Source organism: Bacillus sp. SIMBA_008 (assembly GCF_046535495.1).
Lineage (GTDB): Bacteria > Bacillota > Bacilli > Bacillales > Bacillaceae > Bacillus > Bacillus subtilis.
In genome coordinates this window covers 21,904-40,538 of record NZ_JAWRWL010000002.1, presented here as the reverse complement: position 1 = coordinate 40,538, position 18,635 = coordinate 21,904, and the positions used below count along the sequence as shown (strand labels likewise).

The 18,635-nt window shown below is 36.6% G+C and carries 15 protein-coding genes and 1 pseudogene; all 16 read right to left on the bottom strand.

Annotation, left to right across the window (positions count from 1 at the left end):
- Window position 1: 1 nt before the first annotated feature.
- The 16 genes and pseudogenes from SB658_RS05925 to SB658_RS05850 all read right to left on the bottom strand — a co-directional run bounded on the left by SB658_RS05925 (window position 2) and on the right by SB658_RS05850 (window position 18,618).
- A complete protein-coding gene (locus SB658_RS05925; RefSeq protein ID WP_068947646.1) occupies window positions 2-820 on the bottom strand; it encodes a hypothetical protein in 819 nt (272 codons plus the stop codon).
- 14 nt (window positions 821-834) lie between these two features.
- Window positions 835-3,477, bottom strand: a complete 2,643-nt coding sequence (locus tag SB658_RS05920) for a DUF7359 domain-containing protein (protein ID WP_068947497.1) — start codon at window positions 3,475-3,477, stop codon at window positions 835-837.
- A 12-nt stretch (window positions 3,478-3,489) separates the two neighbouring features.
- The gene (locus SB658_RS05915) at window positions 3,490-4,251 is read right to left on the bottom strand and encodes a distal tail protein Dit (RefSeq protein ID WP_042976268.1); all 762 of its coding nucleotides are present in this window, start codon (window positions 4,249-4,251) and stop codon (window positions 3,490-3,492) included.
- Window positions 4,252-4,291: 40 nt separating this feature from the next.
- Window positions 4,292-11,182, bottom strand: coding sequence for a phage tail tape measure protein (locus SB658_RS05910; protein ID WP_144500940.1), 6,891 nt, complete (start codon window positions 11,180-11,182; stop codon window positions 4,292-4,294).
- Window positions 11,183-11,235: 53 nt separating this feature from the next.
- On the bottom strand, window positions 11,236-11,862 hold the full coding sequence (locus SB658_RS05905; RefSeq protein WP_128992108.1) for a hypothetical protein: 627 nt from the start codon (window positions 11,860-11,862) through the stop codon (window positions 11,236-11,238).
- A gap of 79 nt (window positions 11,863-11,941) precedes the next feature.
- Window positions 11,942-12,901, bottom strand: coding sequence for a hypothetical protein (locus tag SB658_RS05900; RefSeq protein ID WP_144500939.1), 960 nt, complete (start codon window positions 12,899-12,901; stop codon window positions 11,942-11,944).
- A gap of 181 nt (window positions 12,902-13,082) precedes the next feature.
- Window positions 13,083-14,084, bottom strand: a complete 1,002-nt coding sequence (locus tag SB658_RS05895) for a tyrosine-type recombinase/integrase (RefSeq protein WP_033885229.1) — start codon at window positions 14,082-14,084, stop codon at window positions 13,083-13,085.
- 13 nt (window positions 14,085-14,097) lie between these two features.
- Window positions 14,098-14,517 carry a hypothetical protein gene (locus SB658_RS05890; protein WP_113712857.1) on the bottom strand — a complete coding sequence of 140 codons (420 nt, stop codon included), beginning with the start codon at window positions 14,515-14,517 and terminating at the stop codon, window positions 14,098-14,100.
- On the bottom strand, window positions 14,517-15,005 hold the full coding sequence (locus SB658_RS05885) for a hypothetical protein (RefSeq protein WP_064814696.1): 489 nt from the start codon (window positions 15,003-15,005) through the stop codon (window positions 14,517-14,519). The genes SB658_RS05890 and SB658_RS05885 overlap by 1 nt, the downstream gene beginning before the upstream one ends.
- Before the next feature lie 37 nt (window positions 15,006-15,042).
- Window positions 15,043-15,183: an XkdX family protein gene (locus SB658_RS05880; RefSeq protein WP_072692670.1), complete on the bottom strand. Its 141-nt coding sequence runs from the start codon at window positions 15,181-15,183 to the stop codon at window positions 15,043-15,045.
- A gap of 1 nt (window position 15,184) precedes the next feature.
- Window positions 15,185-15,604, bottom strand: a complete 420-nt coding sequence (locus tag SB658_RS05875; protein ID WP_042976260.1) for a hypothetical protein — start codon at window positions 15,602-15,604, stop codon at window positions 15,185-15,187.
- A 391-nt stretch (window positions 15,605-15,995) separates the two neighbouring features.
- Window positions 15,996-16,545, bottom strand: a pseudogene (locus SB658_RS05870) (hypothetical protein); the annotation flags it as partial.
- Window positions 16,545-16,901 carry a hypothetical protein gene (locus tag SB658_RS05865; protein ID WP_033885222.1) on the bottom strand — a complete coding sequence of 119 codons (357 nt, stop codon included), beginning with the start codon at window positions 16,899-16,901 and terminating at the stop codon, window positions 16,545-16,547. The gene SB658_RS05865 and the pseudogene SB658_RS05870, both read right to left, overlap by 1 nt.
- 63 nt (window positions 16,902-16,964) lie before the next feature.
- Window positions 16,965-17,192, bottom strand: coding sequence for a hypothetical protein (locus SB658_RS05860; RefSeq protein WP_009967521.1), 228 nt, complete (start codon window positions 17,190-17,192; stop codon window positions 16,965-16,967).
- The gene (locus SB658_RS05855; RefSeq protein WP_074794686.1) at window positions 17,192-17,803 is read right to left on the bottom strand and encodes a hypothetical protein; all 612 of its coding nucleotides are present in this window, start codon (window positions 17,801-17,803) and stop codon (window positions 17,192-17,194) included. The genes SB658_RS05860 and SB658_RS05855 overlap by 1 nt, the downstream gene beginning before the upstream one ends.
- Before the next feature lie 17 nt (window positions 17,804-17,820).
- Window positions 17,821-18,618 (bottom strand): hypothetical protein, encoded by a 798-nt coding sequence (locus SB658_RS05850; RefSeq protein ID WP_144500938.1) that lies wholly within the window; start codon window positions 18,616-18,618, stop codon window positions 17,821-17,823.
- Window positions 18,619-18,635 lie beyond the last annotated feature (17 nt).

Sequence of the window (18,635 nt, the reverse complement as noted above, 5' to 3'; positions counted from 1 at the left end):
CTTATCCTTTCCTTATCCAAACCATGCTACCGTCAGGTGCATCTTTAGAAGGTTTTACTCTTTTTTTGCTAGGCGGGCTATTTGTCCTCAGCCACACTGTTCGAATATTGTAAGGTTCAATATAACTTGAAACAACGTTATAACCATCGAATTGGTCTGAAATGCTAATATTAATCCAGTCAAAACCATCCCAGCGATATTCAATACCTGTATCTCGAACAGTAACAACCCACCCAATTTGAGGATTTGGGTAAGTATCCATTAAATCTTGATATGTATAAACCATCGGCAAATATATTTTTCTAGTGTTCTCAACTACATACTCGTAATCAGAAGTTGCTTGTCTACACCAGTTTGTTATTTCGATGCATCGTTTTGTTACTCGTTCACATTCAGCAATTCGCTCATTCATCCGAATTATTGTGTCTTCAGCATCATCGATAAGTCCTTGTAGAGTCTCAATAACCATATTGCCTTGGCGTTTAATCCAAATTCGAGAGGCAGGGAAGAAGGAAGCTCCTTCACCACTATAATTAAAGGTTAGCGATTTCCCTTCATTTGAAGCATTAAAAAAGACAACTCCCATAAGGTAGTCAACCTTAAAATAATTGTCTTCTAGTTCACCATCTTCAATTTCTCGCCATTCCTTCTTATCTCCAATAACTTCTACACGAAACTCTCTGTTAGGAATCTCAGTTAGGAGTGCTCTTCCGTTGTATACAGTTAATGTCTCGCTATAAGTTAGATACGGGTCTTCAACAGAACCTATTCTCTTTTTACTTAAAATTGGGTCATTATATAATTCAGCAAAATCAGCCAGTTTAATCACCTCCGTTAATTTTGTTGGTAAGCTTCCCAGATATATTTAACGTTTAATTTATTTCCTCTGCAGTTACTATCTGAGCCTGTGATAAAAAGGTTGTTTCCCAAAGCACCATAGCTTAAATCTCCTCCAATAAGGGAAAGTCCGGTTGAAGTAACTTGATAGGCATAGCCCCCCAATTGACTTTCAATTACTAGTTGACTGTCTTCAGGTGAAATCGGGGTTATTCTAACTAAATCGGGGGTAAAGGCAAGCGGAATTTGTTTACTTAAAGTGCCGTCTCCTGTGTAAACACCTTTAGCAAACTTGGGAGGAACGGGGATATTTTCAGTTAATGCATAGTCAGAAGCTGCTCGTCCACCTAACATCTCTGCATTTCCATCTATTGAGCCACTAATGACCCCTGATTGATCACGTACTGGTATAGAGTTTGGTGAGGTGGTTAATGAAGCTGTAAAACCATTCAGAGAGTCTGCTGAACCAGCAGATGAAACAATCCATTCCTCTCCGTTAAACAGTTCCTGTTTATTAGTCTTTGGGTCAATCCAAATTGTTCCTGTCTCTGGATCTTCTGGCTTAGATTCCGTGGAAATTGTATAAAGACCATTAACTTTTCCACTAAGGCTTCCTTTTACTTCAATTGAAGGAGTAGGGAGGTAGGGGTTTTCAGAAGGATGATTTGACTTAACTATATCCGAAAGAAGAATTTGATTAATATCGATATCCGCATCTACTCTTCGATATGCTTGAACACCAATTGTATAGTACATATTTGAAGGCAATCCGGTAAAAGTAGCTGTTCGCCTGTCATATTTAACATTTTGTAAATTTTCACTAGCTTGCACAGAGCCAAATGTGTACTCCTCATTGTCATCACTACCGTGTAAGTAAACCTCAAACCCATCAATGTTGTATTTGTCTTCATTGGAATCAACATAGTTCCACTGAATGGTAATATCAACTGACCCGTTATCATTTACCTTATGGGTAATTGCCGTGCCGTCAGAAGCAATAACAGGGGGTGCTGGCTGCACTGAGATTCTGTCATTTCGAATATTGAAGTTTTCAGTTACTTTGTCCCATTCAATCTTTCTTTTGTTTAATTCAGTACTTATTTTGTTTGTTCTGTAAACGGTCTTAATGACTTTCTCAAAATCAGATTGAACTCTTTTTCCATTTGTAACTGTGACACTAATATTTGATTGTTCAAAATCAATTGTTATTGCTGAAAGAATGGCTTTAATATCGGTATTTAAATCACTCTGTTGAACTCCTACTATGTCTCCCAAACTGAACCTATCCCAGTTATGTTTTTCACTAATACAGTTAAAAAAGTTTACAATATCGAGTGTTACATTCACTGGCGGTGTATTACGACTTTCGAGTTCTTCGTTGGCATCATCATAAAGTTCATTCTCATCATAGATGCTGTCATTTGACCACTCAGTTGTCGAAATGAAACGTGAGAGCAGTTTTTGCTGATTTTCACTAAAATTGTTCTCAAAAGAAAGCTTTTCTTTAAGCTTAGAAATTGAAGCAGATATTTGAGAAATTGTTGATTCAATCGTAGCAATTTGGTTTTTCTTTTCTGCAACTGCTTTCTGCTTTACGGCAAGTTGAGCTTTTAGTTGACTTGTGTCATCTCCAGCTTTCTTCGCAACTTCAATTCGATCTAATAACTTTTGGACTTCTAGATCAAGTGTGTAAAGCTCATTATTCAATTCGGTTAAACCAGTTTCAGCTTCGTTCTTTTGGGTGAGAAGTTTATTAAACGCATTTCCTTCGCTATTAACAAGATCATTATAATCAAGAATTGCATGACAAAGTTCATCTGGCATATAGGCACTGTGGGAAATTACATTTCGTTGTTCGTCACGTTGAAAGGGGAAGAGGAAATAAGAGAAATCATCAATGTACGATTGACCAGTCGGGTTCACTGAATTAATACTTATGCCATCTTTTCCAGTAGCATACAGTCTTGTTACCAATTCGTCTGCATCATCAGAATCGTCCATGCTAATCATATATTGCCGAGGGTTCAGTTTGAGGCCTTTGTATTTCGAAATGTCTGATTCTTTATAAAAGCTTACAGTTTCTTTTAATGTATCAAAGACTGGAACTGCATCGAACTTCTCGCAGATTGAATATAAAAAATCAAGCTTGTTAGTTGATGATACATCAAACTGTCTTCGTTTTACGTTAAAGAGAGTATCTATGTATCCAACCGTCCAACTGGTATTCTTTAAACAGTCTGTAACTACTTCCTGCAGATTTTTAGATGTCTCCTCATATTTAAGAACGCTTATTCTGCTCAATTCATGTTGAAGAGATCTACACTCAACTTGTACAGTATCCATTTCACTGCTGAAAGACTTGGTTCTTTTTGTGATAATAAACCAAATCGCAAGCCCATAGAACTCAGTTTTAATTAGGTACCAGGGTTTTAGTAAATCTACAACATGATTCCTTTTAATGACCCCATCATAGGTGGCCTTAAGCGGAATAGAGAAGGAGAGTTCGTGAACGCTGCTTCCATGATTTAAAGTTACAGTTGGATTCAGAACTTCATCAATGTTGGCTATTTTAGTCTTATCTGGCTTAGCAAGGGATAAGCGTATGTTTTTTATCTCTGTATCCTTGCGAATAGTTATCAATTTTTCACCTTCTTACCGATACTTAAATCTGAAAGTGAATCTCAGTTTGCATTTTCCGGTCACTTTTAATCGATTTTTTCCGTAATCCAATCTAATATAATTGTCATTGAAATCATCATATCTTTCATTCCCATATAAAGACGACTCGATTATTTCTTTTTCACCATTCACTTTAACAATTTCTCTGTCTTTTAGATTGCTGAATATAAAGGGATCAGTATAATCACTCAGGTTCTCGATTTTTACATCGCCGTCGCCAATTTTAAGAATTTCAACAGTAGGGTAAATCGCAACATCGCCTTTGTTATGGAGTTCAATGGTTTTCATTCCTGATGATATATCAAAGGAATGAGTACTTGTGTTTCGACTATATGCATAAGGGGAGTTGCATTTCATTGTCAAACGAACATATCCATGTCTAGCCGCATTATGGACTAGATCACTGGTATCTACGGGCATTGCATAATACACAATGTCTAAATTTTCACTGAAAGCTAAGGGCTTGTAATCATCAACATCTAGCCAGCGCTTAATTGCTCTTATTTTTTTCTCATCATAATTTTCACCAACATAAAAGTTTAAAGGAAATTGTTTTGCTTCTCTTTTGACACCTTCAGTGTACGGCTCTGATCTTCCTTTTACATAAGTTTCATTAACTGATCGTGAACCCAAAAAAGATTCCTCAACTAACCCAGACTCTGTATTAACGTTTTCCACTCCGTAGTCAATGGACTTTTCGTTGTCAAACAGGAAATATTGGCTCTGTCTAATCAATTTTTCACCCCCAATATAAAAAGAGCCGGCTTTAGCCGACTCATGTTATGTTGAAATTCAGTCCAGTATTTTTAAGACCATTTGCTAATTGTTTGTACACTAAGCTTGCAGTTTCTTTAGCATTACTAGCTTCTGTTACATTAATTGTGAATGAGTTCTGATTGTTTGATGTATTTCCTTGAGGTGTAGAAGGGGTTACAGTAGGTGTCGAGAAGTTCTTAAGAGTTGGAATTAAGCCTTTAGTTAGACTTGTTTGACTAGCAACTGCAGCGTTCATTGCTGGTGTAACAAGAGAAATACTCTTACTTAAAACATCTGAAATTTTACCAGGTTGACCCCATTTAGAGGTAGTCTTTACTGAATTATCAGTGGACGTTTGACGAACTTGTTTCACAGCTTCCAGCATGTTTTCAGTATCTGTCTTGTTTAAAATAAGTTCCTTGTCATGTAAGAATGCAAGCTTTCCTGCTCCAAGTCCTGTGCCTGTATATCCACCAGAAGCAAATGATGACACCTTTTTACCTGTTGTATTTCCAGTTGTAACGGTATTTAATGCACTGGCAGCGTCCTTAAGCTTATCAATCAAGTTATTGGAAATACTTTTCCCAATCGACTTCATATTCTCGTTAATGAACTTGGTGAATTCATTAAGCTGTTTAGCGATATCAGTGATTTTACCATCCATAAGCTTATCTTCAAGCTTTTTGAATGCTCGTTCATCATTTACCAGGTCATCGTACTTGTTGTTAATTGATTCTTCATCTTTATCAAGCTGATCTTGAAGGGCTTCTTTCCGTTTTGTGTTGCTACGATCTTTTACATACTCATCCAAAGCTTCCTGTTGTTCTTGAAGTTGTTTCTCTAGGTCTTTGACTTGTGATTTAGCCTCAGAGGAGTCGTCCATGGAAAGTTTACTGATCTTATCTTTTGTTTCCTGTATTGCTTGGTTTTTCTCCTTCAATTCCTTTTGATATTTAGCTTCTTCGTCTTCTTTGTCGATCTCATCAATCTTATCTTGTGTCGCTTTCTGATGGGCTTTTAACTCAATATCCCGCATTTTTTCGTACATCTCTTTGTAGATGGATACAACTTCATCAGCCAATGATTTATAGATATCCTTGATCGACTTCTTGGTGTTATATAGCTCAAGGTTAAAATCTTTCTGTTTATCTTTCCAGTTTTCGATTTCTTCAGTGATCTGTTCCTGGATGTCAGGGAAACCTCTCGCAGCTTTCTTTTGCTCTTCAAGCTGTTTGATATATTTTTTGGCTTCCTTTTGTTGTTGCTGAATGAGCTTTATCTGCTTGCTATAGTACTTAACCTTGTCCTCATCTTCTTCAGTCATTGAAATTTTATTATCAACATCTTTAATTTTCCCTTGGGTTTTAGAAGATGACTTTTCAATTGACTTAAGCGTCTCATCAACTTTAGATTGGACAAGTTGCTTCTGTAGCTCACGAACCTGATCTTGAACAGAAATTAAATCTAGTTTGGCTTGTTTAAGCTCTTCTTGAAGCTGGGCACGTTGAGCGGAGTTCAATGCTTTATTTGTTTTTATTTCTTTTTGAATCCAATTAACTTTTTGTTGTTGGATTTTAGCTTGTTCTGCAACAACTTTTTTCTGATCAGAGGTGTATTTGCGGAATTCCTTGCTGTCAGAAGTGTATCGGTTAGCCATTGATTCATCTTTAGCTATCCGAACATCAAAATCCCCAATTCTTTTATCAAACTCATCGAGTTTGGATTGAACTAGTTCATACTGAAGTTCTTGAATCTGATCATTGACTGAATCTATATCTCCTTGAAGGGAGAGAAGATCAGATTTAGCCTGGGCTATCCCTTGTTGCCGTTCTGCCTCAGCTTGTGACGCATCTGAAATAGAAGTTCCAATACCTTGCATGTACTTTTCAGGATCGATTGTTTTTCCATTTTGTTCGATCTGTAAATGAAGGTGATTTCCAGTTGAGTTCCCTGTGCTACCAACTTTACCAATAGTTTGACCGGCTTTAACTGATTGACCTGTTTTAACAGAAGGAGTGTTAAGCATGTGCATGTACTTGGCAACTGTTCCATCATCTTGTTTAATAACAACCCAGTTACCTGCAGTTTTACTGTAGCCAGCAATTTGAACTTTACCACTTTGAAGAGATTTAATTGCTGTACCTGCTTTTGCAGCAAAATCAGTTCCTTTATGTGGGGAGGAGCGGAGACCAGATTCCTGTTGTCCATATTTGGAGCTTACCCTAAAAGCGCTATTATTTGTATAATAGCTGGCGATTGAAGAAGTGGCAGAGGAGAGGGATTTGCTGTAGTTGGCCATGATCTTCTTGACGTAATTCTGTGTTTCTTTAAAAGGAGGGATACCACCATATTTAATTACGTTACCAGGCCCAGCATTATATGCAGCCAATGCTTTTTCAACATTACCGCCAAACTTTTCAAGCTGTTGGGCGAGGTACTTTGTTCCACCCATAACATTTTGATAAGGATCGTAAGCGTTATTTACTCCTAAGCTTTTCGCTGTTGCTGGCATCAGTTGCATTAATCCCATGGCACCTACACCAGATCGTGCTTTAGCATTAAACCCTGATTCTTGCTGAATTACAGCTGCAATAAGGGCAGGGTCAACATTGTATTTACTAGCTGCTGAATTTATGTAGCTTGAATACTTGCCTGAATATGAGCCACCAGTTGAAGTAGAGGTTCCCCCAGATGAAGATGTAGTGGTTACAATACCGTATTGAGCAATGTTACCGGATTTAATTTGATCTTTAAGTAGCTTAGCTTGTTCCTGCATAAGCTTTTTCTTTTGCTGGAGTGCTTTAATTTCCTTCTTAATTGCATCTCGATATTTCTGAGAGTATTTCGGATAATCATTGACCTGCTTGTTGTACTTGTCAATCTCAGCATTAACTTTTTCTAATGCTTCCTTGTATTTATCAACAACATACATAGAAGTTTTGGTTTCTTCATTGGCTTTTTCTTGTTGATCTGTCCAATTCTCCAAAGATGTTCCAGCTTCAACAAGTGCCTGTTTATTCATTTCTTGCGTGCTGGCGGCTTCTTCAGATGCTGAAATATAAGATTCTAAAGCTGATTTAACGCTTTGCATTGCTTCAATTTGACTATTGGAGTACCCACCAGGTTGAAGCATTTTCTCTTCAAGCTTTTTAAGTTCTTTTTTTGCATCTGCAACATTATTAATTGACTTAACTTCTAGGTCTGAAAGTTCAGCCTCAGACATATCAAGCTTACGTTCTTTTCGTAGCTTTCTTAGGCTGTCAATCCGTAAAGTATCAGCGTTTAAGGTTTTGATAGCGTTGTTAACTTCTGTTTTCATCAATTTATTGCTATAGGTAACCATGTCGTTATAAGCATCAAGTTTAACTTTTCTTTGTTTGATAACTTCATCACGGTTAATTTTCACAACGCCATTTTCGATGCTAATAGCCTTGGCAAGTTCCTTATCTTTTTGAATAAGGGTATTAGCTTCATTTGCAGAAATGCTTTTACCTTCAGCCATTTTTTCTAGAAGATCATTGAGAGGAGCCACTTGATCTTTGGTGTTATTAAAAATATCCCCATTTAAGGCATCTTGAACGGAATCAAACTGCATAGCATCTGCCATTTCTTTAATAGCTACCTTAATATCATCGACACTATTTGCATCCAGAGCTTCTTTTAACTTCTTACCAAAATCTTCTGCCTCGTTACCTGCTTCTGCCAGCGTCTCACCCAAATCGCCAACTTCAGATTTAACGGAAGATAAGCTCTTATCTCCATCTTTTATGTTCTTCTGTGCTTTGTCGAAGCTCATTTTAAAAACATCAATAGAGGAATCGGATTTAGAGTATGTTTCTAAGAGACTTTGAAGATCTTTTTTTGCGTTATCGAAAGCTTTTTCATCGCCTGAATCTAAAGCTTTTTGCATTTTTTCTTGAAGCTTTCCTAAAGAGGAGGAAAATTTTTCTAATTCTTCAGGATCTAAATCATCTTTTAAGTTAAGTTTGTTGACAACATCACTAATACTCGTCTTTAAAGTATTACTGATATCAATTGAACTATAAGCATTTGCAATTGAAAGGACGCTATCTTTAACTTTAGCATTTCCACTCTCAATGTCAGATTGAGCTTTGAGCATGCTTTGTTTAGCTTTATCAGCAGCAATCTTATAGTCATCGTCATCGGCAATGAGATCCCATTTAGGTCTACCTTTATCATTGTAGTCCGCTATTTGCTTGTACTGCTTTAATTCATCCTTAGACTTTTTAATTTCCTTAGAAGCGTCTTCGAATGTTTTCTTTGCACTGTCTCTTGTTTCTTGTTTCTTTAAAGCCAAATACTCTTTAGTATTCTCAATCGCTTTTTCAAGCTCTTTATTTGTCTTAAGAATTGCATTTCCTTGAGAATCATAGCCTTTAACTAATGCAGGGAAAGTTTGTGCTAATTGCTGAGTGACTTGAAGGTATTCTTGCTCTTCATCTGAAGTTAGAGATCTGGACTCTTTAACCTTTTGAAGCTCTTTATATTGTTGTATTAGTTTATCAGTGGAATCCTTATTAGTTGTAATTGCTTCGACATTGGTTTGCTGGCTCTGCTCAAAATCATCTTTAGCTTTTTTAGCCTCTGCAAAAGATGAAATTAATGATTCAAGTGCCCATCCTAAAACAGCGAATGCACCGCCAACTAATGTTGACACAAACAACCCTCGAAGAGCAGTTTTTAGAACTCTTGAGGCGACAGCTGCACGAGTCATACCAGCTTCTAAACCAGCAGTCGCTAAAGTTTCTTGCCCCATTGCACGTGTACCCCAAATTAAGGCGGTGGCTAATGCCCGGGTATTCTTACTAAGCAAAAGGGTTGCAGTGCTTACCGCAGCTAAAAGGGGAGGTAGGAACCCAACCGATTTGATTACTCCTGTTGAAGCATTAAGCAAAGAACCAGCAGCCTGAGTAAATTCAATTAATCCATCGCTAATAAAAGCATCTGAAGCTGCAATAGCAAATTCAGTAAAGTTATTTTGAAGCTTATTTATCCTAGCTTGTAGACTATCAGCATACTTTTGCTGCTCACTCCATGCGCTTCCTGTCGAATTAGCTGCAGTTTTAGCCGCATTCTGAGCAATAGAGAAGTTGTTCATCATTGCATTAAAACGGGATAATTGATAAATGCCAGCTACTCCAATTGAAGTATTTTGTTTTTGAGCATCAGAAAGCGTATCCCACTTACCAGCAACTTCACTAATTAAATCACTTGCTGATTTAGCTTCACCGCCAGCTGTTTTAACTGAGATACCAATCTGTTCTAACGCTTTAATTGAACTTTGATTATTCCCAATCCGCGCGAAAATTGTCTTTAAGGAGTTCCCGACTATATTACCAGACTCACGGGTTGTACTAGCAATTGCTGTTGTATAACCAATAAGATCATTTAGCTCTACCCCGAATGTAGAAGCAGTTGAACCAGCTTTACGGATAGAATTGGCCAGATCTAGAGTTGTAACAGCATAGTTATTATCAACCTCATTTAATTTATCTGCAATTGATATTGAATCATTAGCTGCAATATTAAAGTTGAGCATTGCTGCCGTAAGAGTATTAACTGTATCATCGGGATTTAAATCGGAGACATTTTGAAGAACTTGAGCAGTTTTCGTTAACGTGGAGAGTTCACTTTCATCGAAGCCCATTCTTCCAAAATCACCTGTCATTTGGAGAATATCTGTGATTTTATTTGATAGTGTATCACCTAAGTCAATAGATTCTTGGAGAAGTTCATTATATTTATAGTCCGGCTCATTCATAACACGGCGAATATTTGTCATGAGAGTATCAATTTCAACTGCCTGGGATACCATTTCTTTAAGTCCAGAGATAGCTCCATAGAATAAGGAACCGGAGATTAAATAGGTGGACATGCTTTTGAAGGTTTGGGTTAGTTCTGCTCCATAAGAAGAGGCTTGGTTAGCAGCTGCTTGAGCGCTGGAGGCTAATTCTCTAAATTGCATATTCAAGCTTTGAATTTGTGATCTGATATTATTGCTTCCAGTGCTTACATTAAGACTATTTACTGCATTCAAATAATCTTGAACAGCTTGTCTATTACTAGAGCCCATAGAACTGCCATACCGTGTATTTAGGTTTTGAACATTTACTTGTGCCTGTCGCTGATATAATTCAATGGTTTTCTTTAATTCGTTGTTCTTCGCAACTGCCGCAGATTTATCATCTAACATCCTTATCCTATTTTGCAGTGCTTCAATTTGTTGAGCGGATTGAGCTGTGTTTATTTTTCGGCCAAGAGATGAGATGGTCGTATCAGTAACAATACCTTGCTGTCTAAGCTTCTCTAAATCTTGCTTAAGCTGCTCAATTGCTCTCCTTTGTTGGTCATAATTAGTTGTAGTTTTTGAAGAGGTCGAATTAGTTTTCGGATCAGTTGTATAAACAATATCATCGAACCCGTGGCGATTTTTCTGCACAACCTTTGTTGGTTGTCCTTGCAGATTTCTCTGCTCGGTCTTTTTTTGAACCTGTCCTAGTTTCTCAGTGGCCTGTGTAAGCTTGTTAACCTCTTGGGTTTCTTGCTTTAATGCTGAATTACGATTGTTGATTATTTTTGTTTCACGTTGGAGTATCTCACCATTTTTCTTATATTGCTGGGTGAGCTTTTCAACTGATCCGTCAGCATTCTTAATTACTGTTGAGGTTTCTTTAACTGTTTGATTATAGGATTTTAGTTTTTTCTGATATGTATCGACAGCAGAGGAGAATTCTTGCAGAGCTTTTAAGGTGGTAGAATCAATATTCGTATTGAGCTTGAGGGAGTTGAGTTTCTTTTCCAGAGATTTAATTTGCTGATTTAACTGTTCAACAGTTTTGGATGAGGTATCAGCTTGTGGGGTTAGTATGATTTTGAGGTTTTGACTCAAGTAAGAATCACTTCCTTTCAGTAGGGGAGAGGGCAAAATAAAAAGTCACCCAATTATTGAGCGACTTTACTTGCTTTACGAATAGCTAATTCAAAAACACTTTGCCAATATTCAACTTCCTTAATAGCGTTTATACAAACAGGATCAGAATTTAAAAATCCTTTTTCATTAAAAGGCAAGAAATTTATATAGTAATTTGGACAATTAAAATCGTCATTAATTATTTTAAGTACTACTTTTTTGATATACTTATGATTTACTGTATTGGCTGATGACCCACCTATTATCGCACCTATTCCACCAGCAACTACTCCACCGATTAGAGCTCCGGCTATCTGGTTACCTCGTTCAGCCTTAGCTATAGTTTGATCATCGATAATAACTGTTGATTCAATTACATTAGAGAATGGTATACATGTCTCACTAATATTTTCGCCATTTTTGGAATAAAGCTTGAAAAGTTGTTTGTCTTTATTAAAAGAGATTTTAGTATTATTTTCTGGTGAAATATAGTAACGATCAGCTTGAAACTCAATATCATGCTTCTGTAAATTATATTTCGAATATTGATGTGCCGTTTTATTTTCTTTCTGCTTTATTGAAGATGTAATTGCCCAAATAATTGAGATTGGCAATACAATACATAATAAGAATAAGATAAACCAATACATTGGATCCATAATAGCCACCACCGGTATCATTTTCCTACATTATACCACTGTTTCCAGTCATGGAGAACTGTATAAATGGAAGGAGAGATCATTTCTTTTCCATCTCGGATTTTACCTGTTCTAAGTAGCTTCTGTATTTAGCTGCTCCTGAACGATGTGTTCTACCTTTATTCATGCCCCAAGTCATCCCCCAAAAAATTAATGCGGAAAAAATAAGTCCAACACTAACCGAAGTAAGAGTAGGGTTGCCCTTATTTTCATATGCTAAGTAATATATAAGTTGGGTTGCGAAAAAAGTGCTTACTGTAGTTAAACCAGGTATAATCTTAGAATTATCAGAGGATTCCTCGATTTCTATCATTCTTCCGATTCCCAATATTATTATGTCCAAATCTAATCCTCTTATTCTTTGCAATTCAGCTATTTTATTTCTTTTCGTCCAATAGCCAAAGTACTCTGTGATATATGTAATTAATTCATCATCAGACCATTTAAGCAAGACTTCCTCTAGATTTTTTGCTTGTCTGTTGTAAATATTCTTTTTCCAGATTGGCCACCATTCTCTAATCTGAACTTCAATAAGATTATTGGCGAGCTTGGTTCTATTAGCGCTTTGGTTCACTTTATCTACCTTAGCTTGTTCGAGCAGTGTTTTAAAGTAGGTCGCTGTGGTCATAATTCTTATATCCAAAAGGACGGCTGATAACAGTATCAAGATGCAAAACATCGTATATATAAAATAAAATTCACTTTCAAGAGGTTGTTTATAATCACTAAATAGAATTTTATACGTACCAAGTAGTAAACTTAATATGAGAATAATAACCCCTGCGAACTTGGAATAAACAAAACCCGATTCAATTCGTGCCATACTTGCAATTCCAAAAGAGAGTTCATCATCATTTAGCTGTTTAAGAGATTCGTATTTCTTCATATCCTGTTCCGAATGAGGCATCCCTTTTGATGGGAACTCAGTTCGTATGAATTTTGTTAATCTTCTGGGCTTTAATGTTTCAAGCTTATACTTTACAATTTCATTAAAATCCACTATGATTCACCTCGACTATATTATCGGGTAAATATGGAAATTTATAAAGAGTTTCATGCATAAGATTTTATACGGCAGTTAAAATGACTAGTGAGTAGATACTAAATTGCAAATGATTTTTATACATAAGCAAAATCCCTCAAAAGAGGAATCTTGATTCTGAATAAAAGAGGGATTTTAACTAAACAAATATTTGATTCTTTTCTTCTTCAAAATCCCGTAAATCATAGTGCTTGATTGTTGTTGAGACATCTTCATGATGAGCTACATATTTGCTTATCAATTCAATTTTGATTTTCTTAACTTCTAGGAGATAAGTGATGCACGAAGCTTTAAAGAGGTGGGGGTTTATACGTCGACCAAGGATGTCTGATAACACATCAGAGCAAAAATAATCAGCCCAAGACTCTGACATCTGTTTAGGCTCTCCGCCATACTGAGTAGTGAAGAGGTATTCATGATCATAGCCACGTTTTTCATGCCATAAACGAAGATACTCCAGTGCTTCTGTGTTAATCATGTACTCAAGAGGTTTTCCTTCACCTTTACCTTTTCCAAATACCTTATGACTCATCACGTATGACTGACCCTCTGGAACAGGGTAATCTAATATTTCTGTTTTTAACTGTATGAGTTCTGCTCTTCGCCCGCCAACATTAAAGGCAGTAGCAAGCCATGCCATCCCCAAATAATTTTCGTCCTCTTTTAGGGCGTCCATCATCAGTTTATAATCATCATATGTAACTTTAACTTTTTCATAGGTAGTGGTTTTAGGAATAGCTGGAAGCCCGCGGGTGAAATTTCTGAATTTCTCATAATTATGATCATCTTCTGCAACAACATTTTCGATATAATTATTTAACGATGATACACCGGCTTTTTTTAAAGCAATCCCACTTGAAGACATCCCACGATTCTTTAAGAAACTTTGATACCTAATGAAATCACGCTTTGAGATCTTATAAAGTTTTTTCCCGTTAAGAGAGGTATGTACCCACCAAAAGAATTGGCGAAGGGAGGAGTAATACTGCTTTCGTGTTTTATCTCTAAATGAATGAGCATCTAAAAACTCTTGAACCAAGTTTCTGTGCTCTTCATCTACTTGCTCCCACATTGATTCCGTGACCTCGGGGAGTTTTATTGCTCGAGATCTGAGCATATTCTTTTCAATTGATTTGGCCATTAATTCACCGCCATTAGTCTGTTTTAATTCCATCTGCCTTTAAATCTTTTTTTAGCGCTGCAGTTAATCGTCCATCTTTTAGTGTCTCAGAGGTTTTCTTCATAAAAGGACGAGGTTTACCGTAGCCATATCCATATGAATCAGGGTATGTATACCCCTGTCCGGTTTCAATGACTGTAGCAACATCTTTCCCATCATCTTCTCTAATATTGTCCAAGGATACCCCGTTACTCTCGTTGGTGGTTATAAAAGCGTCTTTAAGCTTTCCTGTACGTTCATAAAGTAGGGGGCTATAGGTGCCGTAAACATCTTCTTCAACATGATCTTGACCTGTTTTCGTCATGACTTGCTTAACGTTAGAGGAAGATTTATGTATAGACTGAATTGCAGCTTGTTCAACCATTGCTTTGATTTCTTTTATGTTTTTCACCATTACAGTGGATCAGCGCTGCTTTCAATCTCTTCGACCTTTTGAAGAATAAGATTATTTGCTTCTTCCTGAGATTTTTTTGATAACTCATCTATGTTTTGTTGCAGCATAACAGTGGCTTTACCCAGTTTTTCTAAACTCTCTTTAGGGAAGCTGTTGATAATCAAAGGGAAGAACTCTGAATCTACAAGTTTAAGATACCATTTGACTTTATTTTTAATGTCATTTGGAATGCCCAAGTCCGTAAATTCTTTAACTAGTGAAAAGAATGCCCATTGAACTTGATTTATATCCTTAAATGATTTAATCCCTGCTTTTTTTGCTTCTTCTTGATCAGAAATCAATCCGGATAACATTTTTGTCAATCGAGAAGGAGAGAAGTATGGATAAATAAATACATGTACGTCATCAGTTAATTGGACTTTTTCCTTCTTGTCATATTTACTGACGCTCTCCTCAATTAAACCTAAATTCAACTTCTTTGATGTCATCTTATTTCCTCCTTTAATATCCTCCATATAATATTTCTTAAGCAGCTACATAGTCTTCATTAGTAATCTTTTTATATTCATCTGGAGTGATATCTCCAAGTTCTACAGCCTTTTTTAGATCATCTTTAGTTGCCCATTCATACCGGTATGCCATTTCCCAAAATTCAAAATCAGTCATTTTATAACACTCCTAATTTTATAGAAACAACAGTTTTTCCAAGATTGGAAAGCTTGTTCTCTAATTGTGTATTTTTTAGTTTTTCCGATACCAATTGCTTACCTAACGCATCATTCAGGGTTTTTAAATCTTCAATGGTTAACACTGGCTCAGGATGTGTTTCCGTAGTTGGTGGGATGACTTTATCAGCAATTAACTCTTCAGTGGTTTTAGCAACTACCTGACCATTTACAATCTTATAAAAGCCTTCCTCTAAATTTTCTCCGGTTGCAAAAAAGTGTTTTGATAAATCATATTCATTACTATCAAAGTAGGAAGAGAGTTCTTTATTGCTGTCATCAGGCAAGCCAATGTTTCTTTTTATAATTTTTTTCGTTATTTTATCGATAATAAAAACGTTTATAGCAAACCCTCCTTTCAATATTTCAAACCAATAATGTATCTTAAGGCATCATCTGCTTGTGTAATGCTTATTGAAGTATTTGAAGTAATGCTGGCAGAGAATTTCCCCCTAGAAGTAGATACATTAATTGTGTCGGTCAGAGGCCTGAAGGTGTACGTGTAGAAACATCTAACTAATGACGTTCTAACATCCCCAGTTGAAACTCCTCCAGTTACAACAAGAAGTTTCTTGTACTTTGTTATGTCATCTTTTAAAGTGACTTCACCTGTAGTAACACTTAATAAATCAGTTAAATAAACCTCATTCTGTAATTCGGTTATCTTATCATTAAGTAATTTTGCGCCTTCTCCGTTTAATACTTTGGAAGTATCCCCACTGGTAACAGAGGAAGTGATATCGCTCTTTAAAAGCCATGAATTTCTTTCAGTAGCGGTAACATGTTTAGTTGTATCGCCAGCGTGCAAATCAAATTCACTTTTTGTAGCCTGCTTATCGTTAGTTAGATTTCCTAGTCCGATTTGTGAGGCAGTAACACCATGTGGATTAGATTTATTGCTGGCATGGGTATCAGTGTAAGCTTTTGCATTAGCAAGTGCTTGATCAGCTTTTGATTGAGATCCTGCTGTTGTTTCTTTGGCGTTCCATGAATTTCTTTCAGTGGTTGTAATATGCACAATAGTATCTGCGGTATGGGAGTCAAAATCTGATTTAGCTGCCTGCTCAATGTTTAATACTTTTCCTAGGCCTAACTGATCCTTAGTAACTTGGTGAGGGTTATTTTTATTTTCTGTATGACTCTTCAATTCATAATTTTGTTTCTCTATGAATTCATCAACTATTTCAGTGAGCTTTTGTTCGTGAACAACCATATGCTTTTCGGCTTGTGTAGTGATTTCCTTTAGGTTGTTTATTTGTTCATTGTTTTGTTTTAATTGACCAACAAATTTACTGCTACTCATTAGCTCACCGCATTTCCTTTAACAGATACATCACCATTAACTGCGGAAACTTCAAACATTACTTTAAACAGTCCAGCAATATCAAAGTCCCAATATTCATTTGTGTTCAATGTACTGCTGGCGAGTTGAAAATCAGTTTTGTTGGTGCCACTTAAAGCAGTCTTTTCACCGTTTTCATCGACTGCATAGAATTTAACTTCCCGGGAAGTAGAGGAACCAGAGATCTTAACAGTAAGTTCCCGAAAATGACTCACTACAAATTCTTCACCTTCTGATGGGGAAGTTGTTGCTTCATGAAATGTAAATGAAGTCTTGTCTGGAATCGTAACTACGACATTTTCAGTCGTTTCTGTCAACAACTCCACCTCCTTAATTTGAATAAAAACTGTCTTTTATCTAGAAAAACAAGAGGGGAGGACTTATTCAAAAAGCCCATCCTCTTGTAGCTTATTCCATATACCTTCCCAAGCTGGGGTAGAAGAAGGGGATGACTGAAGCGAACTTAAAGGTTCGTATTCATTGAAGTCGCCTTCAAACCGTTGCTTGAAATCATCAACACTGATATAGGATCCATCTGATAGCAATAGGAATTTTTGTTCCAAACCATCAAATTGTTTGAACAGACCACACACTTCATCAAATGTCATTATTCCATCCCCCAAACAACGATTTTTAACCCAGTTAGATCAACTGTACCGGCTGCTTTAACTGTCAGATGTATTTTTGGAGCAGTGAAAGTTAATTGTTTTTGTAAAGGGTAATTCTGAACAAAAGCAATGCTGTTGAATAGAACAGAATTATCATTACCTGATGTAGTTGCAGAATAAAATGGGATGTTTTTCGGTACGGAATAAATACTTGCTAAAACTTTGCTGTTTGAGCTGTCTGTTTGAGTTGTGTACATAGCAACACCGTAAGTTCTGAAAACACCAAGTGAATCGATTAGATCAACTGTATAAGACTTAGTTGCACCTGTAGCTACGGTATCAGCATCAGTAACAACAAATTCAGAATAGGATTTTTGAACTTGGGTTTTAATTGCTGCAGTGTTTTTAACCAAAACAGGGACAGAAGCCGTATTAGTTATATTTACATCAAGTGCAGTGTTGGCCACATTAACATTAAGAGGCTGGTCATTATTGAGACCAACCTCCAAGGGGACAGTGGAACGTTCAATTGATACAGCTGTTATGGGATTACCTGTCCCATCATCTTTTGCAGAGGTGTATTTATCACCGTCCTGGTTTAAAAAAGCAATAATAAACGCCTCCTTAATTATTCAGTTGTTCCGCCAAGATCTGAACTTTGAGATGAGCCAGTTCCTTCATCACTAGTGACAACGCCCTTTGTCCCATCAGCTTTACGTTTCACACGAGCAAAGTTACCGATTTTTCCGTTATTATCAGCAAGGGCTCGATAGCCGATTTCCGGAGTATATGCATTTCCTGCTTCAAACGACATATCTGCTTCACCAGAGAAGTTTACTTTAGGGAGCTGAATATAAAGGTCACTGTAGATTTTTGAAGTTTTAGGATCGTATTCAATTGTGTGAATTTCAAAGTAGTAATTCTCAGAGAATTTTTCACCGTTAATTTCAACAGTCTCGGCTTCAACTTCAATTTGATAATGAACTGCTAAAGCTTCACCCTTGGTTGCAAAGGTATCAGGCACAGTAACTATTTTAGATGCAGCGTCAACTTCAATTTGATCTCCATCTTCGTTAGTTAATGAAACTTTAGACAATGGGAGATAAGAAAGAGTAACCGTACCGGTATCACTAACTGTTAAGCTTTCATCTTCCCACACAGAAATTGTTTCGTTTTCAATTTTTACGCCTTGCTGCATTGCCATGAAATCAAGATCAAAGAAAGCATTTCGGACATTACCCGATACTTCTTTACTTGAATTAATAACATACAGGTCTCGGTTACCCCATCCGCCTTTTAAAAAGTCTTGTTGAACTTGTTGGGAAAACTGAGTCATTTGTGTAACACCTGAAGCAATAACCTTATTATCGCTCAGACGTTTAGCTGTAATTTTTCCAACTTCATGGATTACTGTTTGTTTTGCCAAATTGTTTCCTCCTAAAT